We start from the raw sequence: 17,246 nt of genomic DNA on the forward strand, positions 1-17,246 counted from the left end.
CTAAGTGGTGTTGTCCTACGGGGTAGTCATGGATATTCAGATAATTGCACGCGATGGCGAACCCGAATACGCGGTTCTGCCGTGGGCTCAATATCAGGCTTTACTGAAAGCAGCAGGGATCAACGCAACACCGGCGCCGCAGCCAGCAGCGCCGCTCGCCACCTCGCCGGAGCCGATTCTTCCGGGTCTGGATCAATTACGCAGTTTGCGCGAAGGGAAGGGCATCGCCATCGAGGCGCTGGCCCGCACGGTAGGCATCAGCCCGTCTTACCTGGCCATGATCGAAAGTGGTGAGCGTCAGCCCGACGCCGCGATTCGCCGCAGCCTGGCCTGGGAACTGACGGTGCCAGGTTGGAGGGATGAATCGTGAGCGTACGCATCAGCCGTCAACATTGGGACGGATTGCTGGGGGAACTGGACCAGGCGCGTCGTCAGCGCCATCTTCTGACCTATCGAGCCTTGCTTGAGCGTTTGCAGCTGCCGACTCCGGCGATGCAGACGTTGACGGCTGCACTGGAGCATCTGGCCGCACTGGACGCCAAAGCCGAGCAGCCGTTGCGCAGTTCGCTGGTCATCAGTCAGGGCGCGAGTCGTTTGCCACGTACCGGGTTCTTTGAATGTGTCGAGCGTCTGGGGCGTTTTTCCGGGCCGTCGGATGGCGTCGCGGCGGCGTCCTGGCATGCGTCGGAAGTGGTGCGGGTCTTCGAATACGAATACCCGGAATCGGCGGAGGCCTGAGTGTTTCTGCGGCTCAAGGCGCGGGCCGGTTACTGGCTGGCCCGCCGGCTGTTTCATTGGTCGTGGTTCGTTCGCCAGCCGCGTGGCTGGCGCTGGCTTGAAGGCCAGTTCGCGCGCATGGCCAACCTCGGCGATGTCGATGCTCAAAGCTTTTATGGGCACATTCTGACTTTTCGCGGCGTCGGGTTGGGCGCGCGTGAAGAAGGCGTGCGTCTGCTGCGTCTGGCGGCGTTGGCCGGCGACGGTAAAGCCGCTTATCAAGTTGGCGTGATCAGCCTCGCCGGTACCCCGAGCAAGGCGCCGGATCACGTTGAGGCCGCTCGTTGGTGGAGCATGGCCGCCAAGGCCGGGCATCCGTTGGCCGAGCTGAAGCTGCAACAGCTGAAGGCTGGTGATTCAACGCAGTAATTCCATGTATGTCTTCTAAGTAAACGCGGCGTGAGGTTTTCCTCACGCCGCGTTTACGTTTCTGCCTGCACGTTTTTCGCTTGATGCTGGATTGCAGATTAGTCCTACATCCTTTGCCTACTCGCCTGACTTCTTTCCTCTTTGATCCCCCGCACAGTTCCCGCGACTAATTTCTTGCGCGAGGGACCGCTCATGCTTCAGCCCGTTTTTCAGTCCACCTTGTTTGCTCGCGTGTGTTGATGCAAGCCATCGCGCGCATCGAGCAGGAACTCGACAGCTTTCCGCAAACGCTCAGCCTCTACCGCAAACAGCTTGATCACTGGCTCAGTCGCAGGGCGGACCAGATCAGCGAGGCAGCAGACCTGCCATCGCTGGTGGGTATGGAGCGGATCATCCGCTTCGGCGATAGCAGTACGTCGGTCAGCAGCAGCGACGACGAATTTTCCTCCAGCGTCGTCCAGTGCCCGCACGGCGGGCTGATGCAAATCGAGAGCAAGTTCGAATCGGTCTACGACATCCCGCTGGGCAACATTTCCGTCGATGTGGTCGACGTGGATAGCGGCAAAACCGCGCCGGTCACCCTTGATCAGCAGGGCAAGGGCGAGTTCAGAGGCGACGAGGGCAAGTTCTACCGCGTTCTGGTCCACAGCGCTGTCACCTCCAGTCAAGTCGACGAGCTGTTCAAATCCTACGACGGTTTGACCGGCGAACTTGAGCGCTGGCTGCGTAGCGAGTGGCAAGGTTTCAAGCCGCAGTGGTCACAGTCGGTGGCGACCGCAGCCAGCAACGGCATGCTCGCCGGCAGTTGGGCGGCCATCGAAGGGGTATGGGACAGCCTCGGTCTGCTCTCGGAAATCCTCCAGGACCCCGGCAAGTTTGCCGAGCGTCTAGGCAGCGGCGCGGCTGAGCTGATCGAGCTGGCGCAGACCGCTCCGGATCTTATGGAAAAGCTGCAGTTGCTGGTCAGTGACGAAGCGGCGATGTGCTTGCTGCTGCGGTCGGCGAGCCTGTGGCTGGACATGCTGCCGCCCAGCGAGGTTGCCGGCAAGTCTGCTGAAGTGGCGTCGATGATGATCGTGCAACTGATCATCGATGTGTTGATCAGCGTGGTGCTGACGTTTGTCGGAGCGGGGGCGGGGATCGCTTATCTGACGCTGCGTCTGGCTGACCGCGCAACGCAGCTGTTCAACGTCGCCAAGCGTCTGGTCAAGGCGCTGTTCAGCATCGTCAACGCCTTTATTGAATACGTCGACCGCTACAAAGCCGTTGCCGCGCGGGGCATCGCCGCCGGGGTGAAAAAGGGCCGGATGCAATTGCGCTGGGATGCCAAGCGCAACGCCATGTTGAAGAAGGACGAGCCACACGACGACGCGCCCGACCAAGCAAAGAACCCCAACGGCGATGCCGCCGATTGCGTGCCCAAAACCTGCAAAAACGGCTGCCCGGTGTCGATGGTCACCGGCGAAGAACTGCTGACCCTGACCGACGCCGTGCTTGATGGCGTGTTGCCCTTCGAATTCACCCGCTTGTACCGCAGCAGCGCGGTCGAGATCGACATCGGCCTGGGTTTCGGCTGGAGCCATACGCTGGCGCATCGCCTGGCCTTCGACGGCGATGGCGTGATCTGGATCGATCATGAGAACCGCCGAACCCGCTTTCCCTTGCCCAATGTCGCGCGTCCGGCGATTCACAACAGCCTGTCGCGGGCGGCGATCTTTCTTGGCGATGAGCCGGAAGAACTGATTCTGGCGTTGGCCGGTGACAGCGCGCGGTTCTATCACTTTCGCGCCGGCCGGCTGACCGCAATCAGCGATGTCTACGGCAATCGTCTGACCCTGCAACGGGATCGCTCCGACCGCATTCAGCGTCTGGACAATGGCGCCGGCCGCTCATTGCTGTTGCGCTATGACCGCGCGCAGCTGGTGGCGATCGATTACCAAGTCTTTATCCAGGGCGAGTGGATCACCGAGCAAAACCTCGCCACCTACAGCTTCGATGCCCGGCAACGCCTGCTGGTCGCAACCAACGCGGTGGGCGACAGCGAGCGCTACGACTACGACGACCACCACGTCATCCTCCAGCGCCAGTTGACCGGCGGCGCGAGCTTCTTCTGGGAGTGGCAGCGCGAGGGCAAAGCGGCGCGCTGCGTGCGCCACTGGGCGTCGTTCTCGCAGATGAACACCCGTTACGTCTGGAACGATGACGACGCCAGCGTGACCGTGCATTACGTCGACGGTACCGAAGAAGTCTACGTCCACGACGAGCGCGCGCGGCTGGTGCGCCAGGTTGCGGCCGATGGTGGCGAGCAGCTCAAGGCCTATGACCAGCAGGGGCGCTTGATCGCCGAGCAGGATGCGTTGGGCGCGGTTACCGAATACCGCTACGACGAGGTCGGACGGCTGATCGCGCTGATTCCACCGGACGATGCACCAACGTCCTACGAGTACCGCAACGGTTTTCTCTACAAGCGTTGCCGTGGTGATGCGGTGTGGATCTACCGGCGCAACGCTGAAGGCGCCGTCACCGAAGCGGTCGATCCCGACGGCCAGGTCACCCATTACTACTACAACCTGCGCGGGCAATTGCTGTCGCTGCGTTATCCGGACAGCAGCCGCCACCGCTGGGTGTGGAACGAGCTCGGCCAGCTCATCGAAGAAACCCTGCCCGATGGCGGCGTGCGGCGCTTTTCCTACGATGCGCTGGGCCGGCGGATTACCACCCAGGACGAATTTGGTGTCGTCAGTCGTCAGCAGTGGGACGCGGCCGGCCGACTGATCCTGACGACTTCTCCTACGGGCAGCACGCGCGCCTACAGCTATGGCGCCTACGGGCAGATCACCGCTGAGCGCGATGAACTCGGGCGCATCACCCGCTATGAATATGACGATGATTTGCACCTGGTCTCGCGGCGGATCAATCCTGACGGCACCCGCGTGCAGTACCGCTATGACCATGCGCGGCTGTTGCTGACCGAGATTGAAAACGAATCGGGCGAAAAGTACCGACTGGATTACACGCCGACCGGGCTGATTCGACAGGAAACCGGGTTTGATGGGCGGCGCACGGCTTACGTCTACGACCTCAATGGTCATTTGCTGGAAAAGACCGAGTTCGGCGAGCAGGGTTTATCGCTGGTCACCCGGTACGAGCGCAACGCGGCTGGACGTTTGCTGGTCAAGACCCTGCCCGATGGGATCAAGGTACGTTATGACTATGATCGCCTTGGCCGGTTAGTTGCCGTTGACGACGGCCAGAACCATCCGCTGGCCTTCGAGTATGACCGTCAGGATCGGCTGATCACCGTGCATCAGGGCTGGGGCACCTTGCGCTACGCCTATGACGCCTGCGGCCAGCTCAAGCGGATGCGCCTGCCGGACAACAGCAAGCTCGACTATCACTACGCCAAGGGCGGTGCGCTGTCAGCCATCGACCTCAACGGCACGCCGCTGACCCGGCATGTTTATCAGTCCGGTCGCGAACAGCAACGCCAGCAGGGTCTGCTGCTCAGCGAATACTCCTACGACGATCAGGGCCGCTTGCTCGCCCACGCTGTAGGCCATCGCCACGCCTCGCTGTACCGCCGCGATTATGCCTACAGCGCCAACGGCAATCTCGAGCACATTGCCGACAGCCGCCACGGCCAGCGCACCTACGGCTACGACGCCCTCGACCGGTTGATCCGCGTACGTCACTCACGCGACGAACTGCCCGAATCCTTCGCCCATGACCCGGCCGGCAACCTGCTGATGCAGGACCGCCCCGGCCCTGCGCAGATCAAGGGCAATCGCCTGTTGATGCAGGGCGATCGTCATTACGACTACGACGCCTTCGGCAACCTGGTCCGCGAACGCCGTGGCCACGGCCAGACCCTGGTCACCGAATACCGCTACGACTGCCAGCACCGCCTGATCGGCCTGACCCGCCCCGACGGCCAGACCGCCACTTATCACTACGACGCCTTCGGCCGCCGTATCCGCAAAACCGTCGACGGCGCCGTCACCGAATTTTTCTGGCAAGGCGAACACCTCGTCGCCGAAAGCAGCACCACGCAATACCGCAGCTTCCTCTACGAACCCGGCACCTTCCGCCCACTCGCGATGCTCGACGGCAAAGGCCCGAAAAAAGCCTGCCCGTTCTACTACCAACTCGACCACCTCGGCACCCCGCAGGAACTCACCGACTACAGCGGCGAAATCGTCTGGTCCGCGCAATACGACGCCTACGGCAAAGTCGCCGCCGTCACCCTCGCTGGCGAGGATTACCTCGACCAACCGCTGCGGTTTCAGGGGCAGTATTTCGATGTTGAAAGTGGGCTGCACTACAACCGGCATCGGTATTACGACCCGAGGCTTGGGCGGTATCTGACGCCGGATCCGGTGAAGCTCGCGGGTGGGTTGAATCAGTACCAGTACGTGCCGAATCCGACGGGGTGGGTGGATCCGTTGGGGTTGAGTTGCATTTGTCCACCGTCAGCGCCGCGACGTCCGATGCGATACGAGGCTGGTCGCGTGGTCGTCGAAGAGGGGGCGCCCCCGCTGCCAAAGATGACGGCGCAGGAACGACGGGCGAGGATTGATGAAGTGGCTGAGGAGAATGCGAAACGGCGCGTTTATGAGTACGAAGAACGTTATGACATGCACACGGTAAGGAAACACGGACCCGAAATTCCTGATCATGCTCTAAAACAGCGCGCTATCGATGGCACTGATCCTCACACTGGAATCACTCCATTTCCTCCAAGGGGAAATCCCAGCTCACAGTTTCATAACTGGCGCATGCATTTGGGAGCATTGAACAAGGCGATGACGAAAGATAAACATGGCTTAATCAGACATACTGGTAAAGATCACAATGAGACTCCAATTGTCAGGTTGGAGTTGCCCGGCGCAGGGCGTGGCTGGAAGCCGAATAGGAACGATCCTGAAAACCCGATTTTGAATGAAAATATGAATTGGTTTGAGGTTAAATTCGATAAAATCAACACCCAAGAGCCATTCACGGGTTATCCCTCGGAGAAGAAATTATGATTAAAGATCCGTATTTGGACGAACTTTTTAAGCCAAGGTTTACTTGGTTTATTGGTGTCTTGGATGTTTATGATCGGGAGGAAACTCTCGGCATAGAGCTGGGCGCATATAATCCAGATATATCAGAGGATAGAGAAAGGCTAATAAGGAAGTATTGTTTGAACTTGCCCTATCTTTCATACAGGCATAAGTTCGTTTTGTTCGAGGCGTTAGAAGAAGCGCTAAGCGATTCGGCCTATGACTTTGAAAGCTTATTCGATATTGATGAAAGCGAAACCTGCAGTTGGCCTAGGGCAGAATGGTATTCGTTGGAGAGTCCCCGCTGTTTTTTTTCGGATGTGTACCGTTTAGCTGCTGAAATTTGGAGGGAGGATATTGATAAGGCTGCTCGCGAAGATAGGTCTACATGGTGATTGCCATTAGAATGTGAGGGTTATAGTCTGTTGGTGAAAGGGGCGTCAAGTTAGGCGGTTGCTCAGAATTGATAAATTAGCTGCTGCTTAAATTTTTCACGCTCTTACAATGTTGGGACGACTTGGTGGAAACGAGTTTTAATAAGCAAGAAATATTTCAAGCCATAGTCTACCGATCCGATACTCCATGTTTTACTGGCCAAACTCATTTTCACTTCAAAAATGAAACAGCAGAAGAAAATCGCTCGTAGCGTATGGTATGGACTCGAAGGGACGAGCTATGACAATGTTGCACAAGAACTTCCGTGCAAAGACCACTCGAGTCGAAAATGGGTCTCAATATATGCTAATTACAAATATTCATTCTCAGGTGATACGCATCAATATTACGATTTTATTCATAAATCGAAAAAGTTTAGGTTTTCGATTGTAGTGTTTACTTTGGCTATTAAGGAAATTGGCTCTAGCGATGGTATTGATGATCGGGATGTCGTGATATTAAACTTTGTGCCCGTTAATTCTGAGGAGGATATCTATACGGTTTTGGAACGGCTCGCGATCAATCCGGAATTATTCTGCCCCCCATGGCGGTGCGGGTATCCGATTTGATTAGTCCATTGCCACCGCCGGCGTAGAGCACACAACGCGATGTTGATGGAGTCTGTGAGCTAACGAATTCACACGAGAGTAATATGGGGCGAGCCTCATCAAACGGAAAAATGAGCATTTACAAAGTGATTTCTAGAAAAGTATGGTGGGGGCTGGAAGCTAGAAATTACACAGAGATAGCCCAAGAGATGCCTTCGCATGATCGTTCGCTTCGGAAATGGGCTGCCATTTATGCTGTGTATCACTTGAATTTTATGGATAGGCACCCAGGAGAACGCTATTACGACTTCCTTGAGGACTCCAAGAGCTCTAAGTTCGTCTTCATTGAGCTCACCGTGCCAGTTCATATTTTGGAAACCAGAGATAGTTTTGGTGCTAGCGATACCACAATTACAAAACTGAAAAAAATGGAGACGGAGGACGAAATATATGCCTTTCTTGAATTGAATGGGATCAATCCAGAGTTGTTCGTTCCCCCTTGGGCTTGCGACTATCCGATAGATTGAGAATTAGTCGTGACTACTTACTACCCTTCCGTGTCTTGAAAGAGGGGCATGTGATCGCTAGATTATGATTGTGAACTAAATGGAGTTCATGATGCGCTACTGTGCTGGGGTTTAACCAACTAGCTGTGATGTCTGGGCCGGAGGCGCTGCAGCATCGAGCAAATACACACTAAACCCCACAACCCCCTTCGCATGATGCTTAGCCTGCGAAGCCATCTCCGCAAGCTGGCTGGCATCAAGCGTTGCGCAAGCTTCAGGCCGCAGATGCACCACCCCAATCGATAACGACAACAACGCAAACTCCTGCCGCACACCCTGGCGATTCGGCGCAATAAAACATCCTGCCTCAAGGTGTTCAGGCCGATAGAAGCGGCGGCATTGGTTTTGGAAGTCGTCGAGCAGTTGGTTGAGGCGTTTGCGCCAGTCTTCGGGGCCGAGGACGAGGAGGAAGTCGTCGCCGCCGATGTGGCCGACGAAGTCGCGGGTGGGGTCGATGCGTTCGTTGAGGCATTGGGCGAGGCAGAGCAGGACTTCGTCGCCACGGCCATAGCCGTAGATGTCGTTGAAGGGTTTGAAGCTGTCGATGTCGACGTAGCAGATGATCGACTCGCGGGCCTGTTGCAGCAGGCGGGTGAGGCATTGCTGGATCGGTACGTTGCCCGGGAGCAAGGTGAGGGGATTGGCGTAGCGTGCTTGCTGGATTTTCAGTTCGGTGATCAGTTTCAGCACGTCGATCACCCGGCCGAGGCCGAGGTAACTGCCGTTGAGTGTGATGATGAAGTCTTCTTCGATGCGCTGGCGGGCGCGGCTGGTGATCAAGCGGCTGACTTGCTGCAGCGACTGGCTGATTTCCACGGCGAGGAAATCATCGTTCATCAGGCGGCTGATCGGTTTGCGCGCGAACAGATCGGTGGCAAACGGTTTGAGCAGTGCGTCCGACAGCGAGTGGCGATGGACGATGCCGCAGGGCTGGCCTTGTTCGTCGAGCACGGCGAGCGAATTGAGGTTGGCCTGGCGGCGGAAGGCTTCCAGTACCGTCGCGGTGGGCGTATCGCGTTGCACGGCGGGCTGGTCGTTGAGCAGGGCGCTGAGGTCGCTGCCTTCGTCATTCAGCGCGACGGCGCTGCTATCGTGTTTGGGCATTAAGGCGCGAGCGTCGCGGGATGGATGTTCCTGAGGGCGGCCGAGCAGGTAGCCCTGCACCAGGTCGACGCCCATTTCAGTCAGCACCGCGAGTTCTTCCGGCAACTCGATGCCCTCGGCAATCACCTGCGCGCGGGACGCTTTGGCGATTTGCAGGATCGAGCCGACAAACTCTCTTTTCAACGCATCCTGATGAATGCCATCAATGAAATGCCGGTCGATCTTCACGTAATCCGGACGCAATTCCGACCACAGGCGCAGGCTCGAATACCCTGCACCCAAGTCGTCCAGCGCAATGGAAAAACCCATCGCCCGATAGTGATGCAGAGCGGTTTGCAGCAACTGAAAGTCATCGATCGGGGTCTGCTCGGTGAGCTCGATGACCACCTGGCTCGGCGCAATGCCCAAGTCCTGCAGCAGTTGCAACGTTCGTCCGGGTTGGTGCGCGGCTTCGAGCAAGGATTCCGGCGAGACGTTGAGGAACAGCTTGCCGGGCAGTTGCTGCTCATTGAAGCGGCGACAGGCGCTTTGCCGGCAGGCGATCTCCAGTTCGCTCAATCGGCCAGCCTGTCGCGCCACGGCGAACAGGGCAATCGGCGAGTGAAGAGGGCTGTTGGACGGGCCACGGGTCAGGGCTTCGTAACCGAGAATGCGGCGTTCGGAAAGACAGATGATCGGCTGGAACAGGCTGTGTAAACCGCTTTGAGTCAGGATCGAGCTCAACGCGCTCAGCTGTTCGGTCGTGGTCATGGCAGTCTCTGGCGATAAAAAAAGGACCGGGAGCGCTTGCTCCCGGTCCTTTATTGCACGACAGAATGATGACTGTTTGATGACGATCCGGGGATCGTCAGCACTAAATTGCCATCACTTACTTCTTGGCCACCTGATTGCTCAGTTTCAGGTAATCCAGCAGCACGCGCCCGGTTTCGCTCAGGTAGGCATCGTCTTCCGGTTTGACTTTGTCCAGCTCGGCAGCGGCCAGTGCGTCTTCGTCTTCTTTCTTCAGCTCTTTGAGCGGTTCTTCGCCTTTGGCCTTGCGACGGATGTTCTCCATCGCCAGCTGCTTGGCGTCGATGTCGGCGTGCTGGGCACGACGATCGGCTTCGTTGAGGCTGACGGTTTTTTCTTCCATCAGTTTCTGCGCCAGGGCCAGCTTGTCGCGGATGAACACGAACTCGGCATCCTTGTTGGTGCGCGCGTCATGTTCGGACTTCAGCTGGGCGAGGAACGGCTTGAACGGATCGGCCGCTGGTTTGATCGCCGCGCGGATGGTGTCCCACGGCATGGCTTCCGGCAGGGCGCTTTCACCGATTTCCTTGGTGTCGATCAGCGACGGGTAGTCGATGTCCGGCAGTACGCCCTGATGCTGGGTGCTCTGCCCGGAGACACGGTAGAACTTGGCCAGGGTCAGTTTCAGTTCGCCATGGTTCAGCGGCTGAATAGTCTGCACGGTGCCTTTGCCGAAGGTCTGACCACCGATGATCAGCGCGCGGTGGTAGTCCTGCATGGCGCCGGCGAAGATTTCCGAGGCCGAGGCGGACAGGCGGTTGACCAGCAGCGCCATCGGGCCTTTGTAGAACGCGCCCGGGTTTTCGTCCTCGAGGACGTCGACACGGCCATCGGCATTACGCACCAGCACGGTCGGACCTTTGTCGATAAACAGGCTGGTCAGTTCGGTGGCTTCCTGCAGGGAGCCGCCGCCGTTGTTGCGCAGGTCGATGACCACGCCGTCGACTTTGTCCTTCTGCAGCTCGGTGAGCAGCTTCTTGACGTCGCGAGTGGTGCTCTTGTAGTCCGGATCGCCGGCACGGAATGCCTTGAAATCGAGGTAGAAGGCCGGGATCTCGATCACGCCAAGTTTGTAGTCCTTGCCGTCCTGTTTCAGGCTGAGGATCGACTTCTTCACGGCCTGGTCTTCGAGCTTCACCGCTTCACGGGTGATCGGCACGATCTTGGTGGTCTGATCGTTCGGCGCATTGCTCGCCGGGATCACTTCCAGGCGCACCACGGTGCCTTTCGGACCGCGAATCAGTTTGACCACTTCGTCCAGGCGCCAGCCGACCACGTCGACCATCTCTTTATTGCCTTGGGCAACGCCGATGATCTTGTCGGCCGGAGCGACCTGCTTGGTCTTGTCCGCCGGGCCTGCCGGCACCAGACGCACGACCTTCACTTGATCGTTGTCGCTCTGCAACACGGCACCGATGCCCTCGAGGGACAGGCTCATGTTGATGTCGAAGTTTTCCGCGTTATCCGGCGACAGATAATTGGTGTGCGGGTCGTAGGACATGGCGAAGGTGTTGATGTACGCCTGGAAGATGTCTTCGGCACGGGTCTGGTCCAGACGCGCCAGCTGATTCTTGTAGCGCTTGGTCAGGGTTTCCTGGATCTGCTTCGGGTCTTTGCCGGCGATCTTCTGGCGCAGCACTTCGTCCTTGACGCGTTTGCGCCACAGGTCGTCGAGTTCTGCGGTGGACTTGAGCCAAGGCGCGTCCTTGCGATCGATCAGCAAGGTCTCCTTGGTGTTGAAGTCCATCTTGTCGACGCCTTTGTTCAGCTCGGCAAGGGCGAAGTCCAGACGCGCCTTGACGCGGTCCAGATAGCGCTTGTAGATGGTGAACCCGGCGTTGAGGTCGCCGCTTTTGAGGAAGTCGTCGAACTGCGTCTTCCACTTGTCGAATTCGGCGATATCGCTGGCCATGAAATAGCTGCGCGACGGGTCGAGCAGCTTGATGTAGCTGTCGTAGATGATCACCGAGCGCGCATCGTCGAGCGGCGGCTTGCTGTAGTGGTGACGCTTGAGCAACTCGACGACGTTCAGGCTGGCGATGACTTCATCGCGATCAGGCTGCAACTTGTCCCAGCTGTTGGCTGCGAATGTGGTGCCCGACACCGGCAACAGGCCGATACCGATGAAAAGAGCGAGGGCGGTGCTGGGGAGCAGATGCTTCATGCTGATTCGACGCGGGGACAATTGATAACGCATATTAGGCCGTCTTTGAAGTCGCCGGTTCTTTGAGAGCCGGTCGCATAATGCAAAAAGCCCGGCGCTACAGCTTCGGGCTCAGTCCAGACTCACTATGGAGGCAGTGTGAAGGCATTGCAAGGCGTTGAAGGTCAAGTGGCATGGGTTGAAGAGCCGAGTCTTACGTGCGATGTAGGACAAGTCCGCATCCGGGTGGCGGCAGCCGGCCTCAATCGCGCCGATTTATTACAGAAAGCAGGGCTTTATCCGCCGCCACCCGGGGCCAGCCAAGTGCTTGGTCTTGAGTGCTCCGGGGTGATCAGCGAAGTCGGTGCGGGCTCGTCCTGGCAAGTCGGCGACCGGGTTTGCGCCTTGCTGGCCGGGGGCGGCATGGCCGAAGAGGTGGTCGTCGACGGACGGCACGTGCTGCCGGTGCCCGAAGGTGTTTCGCTGATCGAGGCGGCGGCATTGCCCGAGGTGTACGCCACCGTCTGGCTGAATGTGTTTCAACTTGCAGCGCTGAAACCCGGTGAGAAAATTCTCCTGCACGCCGGCGCAAGTGGAATCGGTTCAGCCGCCATTCAGCTGTGCAAAGCCTTCGGTAACCCGTGCTGGGTCAGCGTCGGTTCCGCCGAGCGCCTGGCTTACTGCGAAGCGCTGGGTGCGCAGGGCGGCGTGGTGCGTACCGATGATCTGGAGAGCCTGCGCGACTTCGGGCCGTTCGACGTGATTCTCGATCCGGTGGGCGGCAATTATTCAGCATTGAACCTCAAGCTGATGGCGCTGGACGGGCGTTGGGTGCTGATCGGTTTGATGGGCGGGCGCGAGGCGAAACTGGATCTGGCGCAGGTGTTGGCCAAGCGTGTGCAACTGCTCGGTTCAACGTTGCGCAGTCGTGGCGATCAGTTCAAGGCCGATCTGCTCAGTGATCTGGGCCAGCATGTCTGGCCGCTGTTTGCCGAGGGCCGCTTGCGTCCGCAATTGGCCAAAGCGTTTGCGGTGAAGGATGCCGAAGCAGCGTTTGCCGAACTGGCGAGCAATACGGTGGCGGGCAAGTTGGTGTTGGTGATCGATGAGGGTTTGAGCTGACAGCAAAACAAGGTCAAAAGATCGCAGCCGTCGGCAGCTCCTACAGAGGCACGCATTCCAAAAGTAGGAGCTGCCGAAGGCTGCGATCTTTTGCTTTTTATTTCCAGAGGTGGATCGGCCAGCCGGCCTTTTCGGCGTGCTCGAGTAGCACCGGATCCGGATTGACCACGTGTGGAAAATCCACTTTCAACAGCAGCGGCAAGTCATTGCGCGAATCGGAATAAAAACTCGCGCCTTCGAGGTTTTCTTCTTCGGCATCCAGCCATTCCAGCAAGCGGGTGATCTTGCCTTCGCGGTAAGTCAGGGTGCCGACGGTGTTGCCGCTGTACACGCCATGGGCGACTTCCAGGTCGATGGCCAATATCTCGTCGATGCCCAGACGATCAGCGATCGGGCGAACCAAGTGCGCACCGGATGCCGAGATCACCAGAATCCGGTCGCCGGCCTTGCGGTGGGCGGCGATGGTTTTGGTCGCGTCGCTGAAGATGATCGGCTCGATGAAATCTTCCACCCACGGGCCAACCAAGTGCTCGATTTCCTCAGGGGTGCGGCCTATCAATGGTTCGAGACTGAAGGCCATATAGTCTTCCATCGCCAGATGTCCGCGGCCGTAGGCATCCATCAGTTCCTTGTCGCGCTGCATGAACGACTCGCCATCGACCCAGCCGAGGCGGACCATCTGCTCACTCCATAGCGAGGAGCAGTCGCCGTGGATCAACGTTTCGTCCAGATCAAAAATTGCCAAAGCCATCGGTTCTCTCCGAGAACAGCTTCAAGCCATGAGGCTTCAAGCTGCAAGAATTGGAATCAAGTACGCCGCAGTCTACAACTTGAAGCTTGTAGCTCGAAGCTTGCAGCTGCTTTTATGCTACTTCGCACAAGGCCGTTGGATCGATGGAAAGTGCCAGGCGCTGTCCGTCGGGATGCAGATCGGCGGCGGAGCGGTTGAGCACATCGACCACCAGTTCCACGCCGCGTGCTTCGACGCGATAGCGAATGACGTTGCCGAGCAGGCTGTGGCTGCGGATCTGCGCGTCGAGTTCGCCGTCAAGGCTCAGTTCGATGGCCTCCGGACGGATGGCGATGCGGTGGTTGATCGGCCGTTGCAACAGCTTCGACGCAGCCTCGGCGTCGAGCAGGTTGTAGTTGCCGATGAAGCCGGCGGCAAATACATCGACCGGCGCGGTGTAGAGGGTTTCGGCGTCGCCGCTCTGGACGATCTTTCCCTGATTCATCAGGAAAATCCGGTCCGACATGGTCAGCGCTTCTTCCTGATCATGGGTGACGAAGATCGTGGTCAGGCCGAGTTCGCGCTGGATCTGACGGATCTGTTCGCGCAAGTGCTTGCGAATCCGTGCATCGAGCGCCGACAGCGGCTCATCCAGCAGCAACAAGCGCGGGCGGGTTACCAGTGAGCGGGCGAGGGCGACGCGCTGGCACTGACCACCGGACAGTTGATGCGGATAGCGGCTGGCGAAGTCGTGCAGTTCAACCAGTTTCAACACTTCTGCCACGCGCTTGTGGCTGTCATCGGCGTTGACCTTTTGCATGCGCAGGCCGAAGGCGACGTTCTGTTCGACGGTCATGTTGGGGAACAGTGCATAGCTCTGAAAGACCATGCCGATCCCGCGTTTCTGTGGGCTCAACGGCACGATGTCGACGCCGTCGAGGAGGATCTTGCCGCCATCCACCGGGGTCAGCCCGGCGATGCAACGCAGCAAAGTCGACTTGCCGCACCCGGACGGGCCGAGCAGGGTGACGAACTCGCCTTTGTTGATTTCGCAATCGATGTCGCTGAACACCGTGGTGCCGGCATAACTTTTCTGCAGGTGTTGGACGCTGACGTAGCTCATTCGCTTTTGTCCTTGTTCAAGATGTTGGCGATCCAGGTCAGGACCAGCACGAAAAAGAAATACGAAATGACCAGCGCACTGGTGAAGTGGCCGCTGCTGTTGCGCATGTTGTTCAGGTACACCTGCAGGGTTTCGTAGCGGGTGCCGACGAGGATGTTGGCGAACACGAATTCACCGAAGAGGAACGAGAACGACAGTAGCAGCGCCACCATCAGGCCTTTGCGCAGATTCGGCAGCACCACCAGAAACGCCGCTTGAAAAGTGCTGGCGCCAAGCAGTTGCGCGGCGTCCATCAGGTCGCGCAGGTTGATCGCTTGCAGGTTGTTGGTGATCGCGCGGTACATGAACGGCAGCGCCACGGTGAAGTAGCAGCCGATCAGAATCCACGGTGTGCCGACCATCGCCATCGGCCCGGAACCGTAGAGCTGCAACAGCCCCACCGAGGACACCACCGGCGGTACCGCGAAGGGCAGCAGGATGAGGATGTTCATCAGCGCATCGAGTTTCGGAAAGTAGTAATGCACGACGAACAGCAACGGCAGGATCAGCACCACCGACAGCACCAGCGCGCCGACACAGACAATCAGCGACTGACCGAATGCATGCAGAAAGCGCGGATCGCTCCACAGCTGGATGTACCACTTGAAGGTGAAACCGCTGGGCAGAATCGTTGCCGACCAACTGCTGGCGATCGAATAGACCAGCGTGCCCAGCAGCGGCAACAGCAGAATGGCGAACAGCAGATAAACCACGACGCGGTGGTAGAGGCCGGCCGGGCCGGATTCAGCGCGAGACATGGTAGCTCCTCTTCAACAGCAATTGATGCACGACGGTGACAATGGTCATCAGCGCCACGAGCACCACAGCCAGGGCGCTGGCCAGGTTCGGGTCCAGGGAAATGTCGCCGGAGACCATCGCCGCAATACGGATTGGCAGAACGTTGAAATTGCCGGTGGTCAGCGCATAAACCGTGGCGTAGGCGCCGAGGGCGTTGGCCAGCAGGATCACGAACGTGCCGAGCAACGCCGGGGTCAACACCGGCAGGCCGATGTGCCGCCAGAACTGCCAGCCGTTGGCGCCGAGCAGTGCGGCGGACTCGCGCCAGTCTTCACGCAGGGCGTCGAAAGCCGGGTAGAGCAGGAGCACGCCAAGGGGAATCTGGAAGTAGGTGTAGAGGATGATCAGGCCGGTTTTCGAATACAGGTTGAAGTCCTGAATGATCCCCGACTGCTTGAGCATGATGGTGATGCTGCCGTTGAAACCGAGCAGGATGATGAAGGCGAACGCCAGCGGCACGCCGGCAAAATTGCTGGTCATGTTGGCGAAGGCATTCACGAAGTTGCGCAGCTTCGAATCGACGCGGCGTAGTGAATATGCACCCAGCACGGCGATGATGATGCCGAATACGCTCGACCAGAAACTGATCTCCAGGCTGTACTGGATCGCCTGCCGATAGAACTTCGAACCGAAGATCTTGCTGAAGTTGGCCAGGCCCCAGCCGGACTCTTCCGATTGCAGGCTGTTGATCATCACCCAGACCAGCGGGGCGATTTCGAAGACGATAAAGAACAGCGCGAAGGGCACCAGACACAGCGCCGCGAGCCATTTGCCGCGATTCATGGCATTCACTTGAGCAGCTCCCGGCACACAGGTTTGTCGTGGGGTACGCCGAGCAGTTCGCAAATTGTGCCGCAGAGCTCGGTCTGCGTCGGCGTGGCGTCAGGGTTGAGGCTGAACGCATTGCCGAGAACGAACAGCGGCACCTGACGTTCTTCCGCCAGCAGGCCGTTGTGCGAGCGATCGTTGTTCATGCCGTGGTCGGCGGTCACCAATACCTGATAACCAGCGTCGAGCCAGCTCTGCAGATAGTCGGCGAGGGTGACGTCAGCCGAGCGCGCGCTGTTGCGGTATTGAGAGCTGTCGAGGCCGTGCTTGTGCCCGGCGTCGTCGATGTTCATCGGGTGGATCAGGAGGAAATCCGGCGCGTGGCGCAGGCGCAGGCTTTCGGCGTTGGCGAACAGGTGCGAATCCGGATAATGATCGTTCCAGTAGAAGTGGCCGTACTGGATCGGCAGCGTCGGATCGTTGGTGTGGCGGTCGCGCGCCGCCACGAACGGTGAGCGGTTATATAACTCGCTGACCCAGTGATACGCCGCAGCGGCGGTTTTCAACCCGGCATCGCGGGCGTAGTGATAGATGCTGCGCTGGTTGGACAAGCGCGAGACATTGTTGTGGACGATGCCGCTGTCGATCGGCGGCACGCCGGTGAGAATACATTCGTAAAGCGGTCGGGACAGGGCCGGCAGTTCGCACTCCAGTTGATAGAGCGCCGCGCGTCCTGCGCCAACATAAGCCTGCAGATGCCCCATGGCGTGACACGCAACCTCGTAGTTGAGGCCGTCGAGCACGACAAGGATGATGTTGTGCTTCATAGGGGCGAGAACTCCGAAAACAAATCTGGAACCAATCTGTGTAGGAGCTGCCGGAGGCTGCGA

At 58.6% G+C, this 17,246-nt stretch carries 14 protein-coding genes; 7 read left to right on the forward strand and 7 right to left on the reverse strand.

Annotated features, from left to right (window positions below; all coding sequences use genetic code 11):
• The first annotated feature begins 28 nt into the window (after nucleotides 1–28).
• From V8J63_RS05940 to V8J63_RS05965, 6 genes are all read left to right on the forward strand, one after another.
• Nucleotides 29–370, forward strand: coding sequence for a helix-turn-helix domain-containing protein (locus V8J63_RS05940; protein ID WP_016773735.1), 342 nt, complete (start codon nucleotides 29–31; stop codon nucleotides 368–370).
• Nucleotides 367–738 (forward strand): hypothetical protein, encoded by a 372-nt coding sequence (locus tag V8J63_RS05945; protein ID WP_003223109.1) that lies wholly within the window; start codon nucleotides 367–369, stop codon nucleotides 736–738. The genes V8J63_RS05940 and V8J63_RS05945 overlap by 4 nt, the downstream gene beginning before the upstream one ends.
• On the forward strand, nucleotides 739–1,146 hold the full coding sequence (locus V8J63_RS05950; RefSeq protein WP_125926977.1) for a sel1 repeat family protein: 408 nt from the start codon (nucleotides 739–741) through the stop codon (nucleotides 1,144–1,146). It abuts the gene before it with no gap.
• A gap of 239 nt (nucleotides 1,147–1,385) precedes the next feature.
• On the forward strand, nucleotides 1,386–6,173 hold the full coding sequence (locus tag V8J63_RS05955) for an RHS repeat-associated core domain-containing protein (protein ID WP_336463745.1): 4,788 nt from the start codon (nucleotides 1,386–1,388) through the stop codon (nucleotides 6,171–6,173).
• A complete protein-coding gene (locus V8J63_RS05960; protein ID WP_166554571.1) occupies nucleotides 6,170–6,586 on the forward strand; it encodes a hypothetical protein in 417 nt (138 codons plus the stop codon). Before V8J63_RS05955 ends, V8J63_RS05960 begins: the two co-directional genes overlap by 4 nt.
• A 719-nt stretch (nucleotides 6,587–7,305) precedes the next feature.
• The gene (locus tag V8J63_RS05965) at nucleotides 7,306–7,701 is read left to right on the forward strand and encodes a hypothetical protein (RefSeq protein ID WP_336463746.1); all 396 of its coding nucleotides are present in this window, start codon (nucleotides 7,306–7,308) and stop codon (nucleotides 7,699–7,701) included.
• 111 nt (nucleotides 7,702–7,812) lie between these two features.
• On the opposite strand, the gene V8J63_RS05970 is transcribed toward V8J63_RS05965, so the two are convergent.
• Nucleotides 7,813–9,594: a bifunctional diguanylate cyclase/phosphodiesterase gene (locus V8J63_RS05970; RefSeq protein ID WP_336463747.1), complete on the reverse strand. Its 1,782-nt coding sequence runs from the start codon at nucleotides 9,592–9,594 to the stop codon at nucleotides 7,813–7,815.
• 118 nt (nucleotides 9,595–9,712) lie between these two features.
• A complete protein-coding gene (locus V8J63_RS05975; protein WP_336463748.1) occupies nucleotides 9,713–11,797 on the reverse strand; it encodes a carboxy terminal-processing peptidase in 2,085 nt (694 codons plus the stop codon).
• A gap of 138 nt (nucleotides 11,798–11,935) precedes the next feature.
• Between V8J63_RS05975 and V8J63_RS05980 the strand changes: the two genes are divergently transcribed.
• Nucleotides 11,936–12,898, forward strand: coding sequence for a zinc-binding dehydrogenase (locus tag V8J63_RS05980; RefSeq protein ID WP_110601207.1), 963 nt, complete (start codon nucleotides 11,936–11,938; stop codon nucleotides 12,896–12,898).
• Between the two features lie 97 nt (nucleotides 12,899–12,995).
• Here the strand turns inward: V8J63_RS05980 and V8J63_RS05985 are convergent, their stop codons facing one another.
• The 5 genes from V8J63_RS05985 to V8J63_RS06005 all read right to left on the reverse strand — a co-directional run bounded on the left by V8J63_RS05985 (nucleotide 12,996) and on the right by V8J63_RS06005 (nucleotide 17,183).
• The gene (locus V8J63_RS05985; protein ID WP_110645117.1) at nucleotides 12,996–13,649 is read right to left on the reverse strand and encodes an HAD family hydrolase; all 654 of its coding nucleotides are present in this window, start codon (nucleotides 13,647–13,649) and stop codon (nucleotides 12,996–12,998) included.
• A 112-nt stretch (nucleotides 13,650–13,761) separates the two neighbouring features.
• Complete coding sequence (locus V8J63_RS05990; protein ID WP_110601211.1) at nucleotides 13,762–14,751, reverse strand: ABC transporter ATP-binding protein; 990 nt, start codon at nucleotides 14,749–14,751, stop codon at nucleotides 13,762–13,764.
• Nucleotides 14,748–15,548 (reverse strand): ABC transporter permease, encoded by an 801-nt coding sequence (locus V8J63_RS05995; protein WP_016773742.1) that lies wholly within the window; start codon nucleotides 15,546–15,548, stop codon nucleotides 14,748–14,750. Before V8J63_RS05995 ends, V8J63_RS05990 begins: the two co-directional genes overlap by 4 nt.
• The gene (locus V8J63_RS06000) at nucleotides 15,535–16,371 is read right to left on the reverse strand and encodes an ABC transporter permease (RefSeq protein WP_161984092.1); all 837 of its coding nucleotides are present in this window, start codon (nucleotides 16,369–16,371) and stop codon (nucleotides 15,535–15,537) included. The genes V8J63_RS05995 and V8J63_RS06000 overlap by 14 nt, the downstream gene beginning before the upstream one ends.
• 5 nt (nucleotides 16,372–16,376) lie before the next feature.
• Nucleotides 16,377–17,183: an alkaline phosphatase family protein gene (locus V8J63_RS06005; RefSeq protein ID WP_336463749.1), complete on the reverse strand. Its 807-nt coding sequence runs from the start codon at nucleotides 17,181–17,183 to the stop codon at nucleotides 16,377–16,379.
• Nucleotides 17,184–17,246 lie beyond the last annotated feature (63 nt).

Source organism: Pseudomonas sp. CCNWLW23, from assembly GCF_037095675.1.
Lineage (GTDB): Bacteria > Pseudomonadota > Gammaproteobacteria > Pseudomonadales > Pseudomonadaceae > Aquipseudomonas > Aquipseudomonas atacamensis.

Coding starts and splice junctions, on each gene's coding strand:
- V8J63_RS05940 (WP_016773735.1), top strand. CDS start 29: ATGGATATTCAGATAATTGCACGCGATGGCGAACCCGAATACGCGGTT.
- V8J63_RS05955 (WP_336463745.1), top strand. CDS start 1,386: ATGCAAGCCATCGCGCGCATCGAGCAGGAACTCGACAGCTTTCCGCAA.
- V8J63_RS05960 (WP_166554571.1), top strand. CDS start 6,170: ATGATTAAAGATCCGTATTTGGACGAACTTTTTAAGCCAAGGTTTACT.
- V8J63_RS05965 (WP_336463746.1), top strand. CDS start 7,306: ATGAGCATTTACAAAGTGATTTCTAGAAAAGTATGGTGGGGGCTGGAA.
- V8J63_RS05970 (WP_336463747.1), bottom strand. CDS start 9,594: ATGACCACGACCGAACAGCTGAGCGCGTTGAGCTCGATCCTGACTCAA.
- V8J63_RS05975 (WP_336463748.1), bottom strand. CDS start 11,797: ATGAAGCATCTGCTCCCCAGCACCGCCCTCGCTCTTTTCATCGGTATC.
- V8J63_RS05985 (WP_110645117.1), bottom strand. CDS start 13,649: ATGGCTTTGGCAATTTTTGATCTGGACGAAACGTTGATCCACGGCGAC.
- V8J63_RS05990 (WP_110601211.1), bottom strand. CDS start 14,751: ATGAGCTACGTCAGCGTCCAACACCTGCAGAAAAGTTATGCCGGCACC.
- V8J63_RS05995 (WP_016773742.1), bottom strand. CDS start 15,548: ATGTCTCGCGCTGAATCCGGCCCGGCCGGCCTCTACCACCGCGTCGTG.
- V8J63_RS06000 (WP_161984092.1), bottom strand. CDS start 16,371: ATGAATCGCGGCAAATGGCTCGCGGCGCTGTGTCTGGTGCCCTTCGCG.
- V8J63_RS06005 (WP_336463749.1), bottom strand. CDS start 17,183: ATGAAGCACAACATCATCCTTGTCGTGCTCGACGGCCTCAACTACGAG.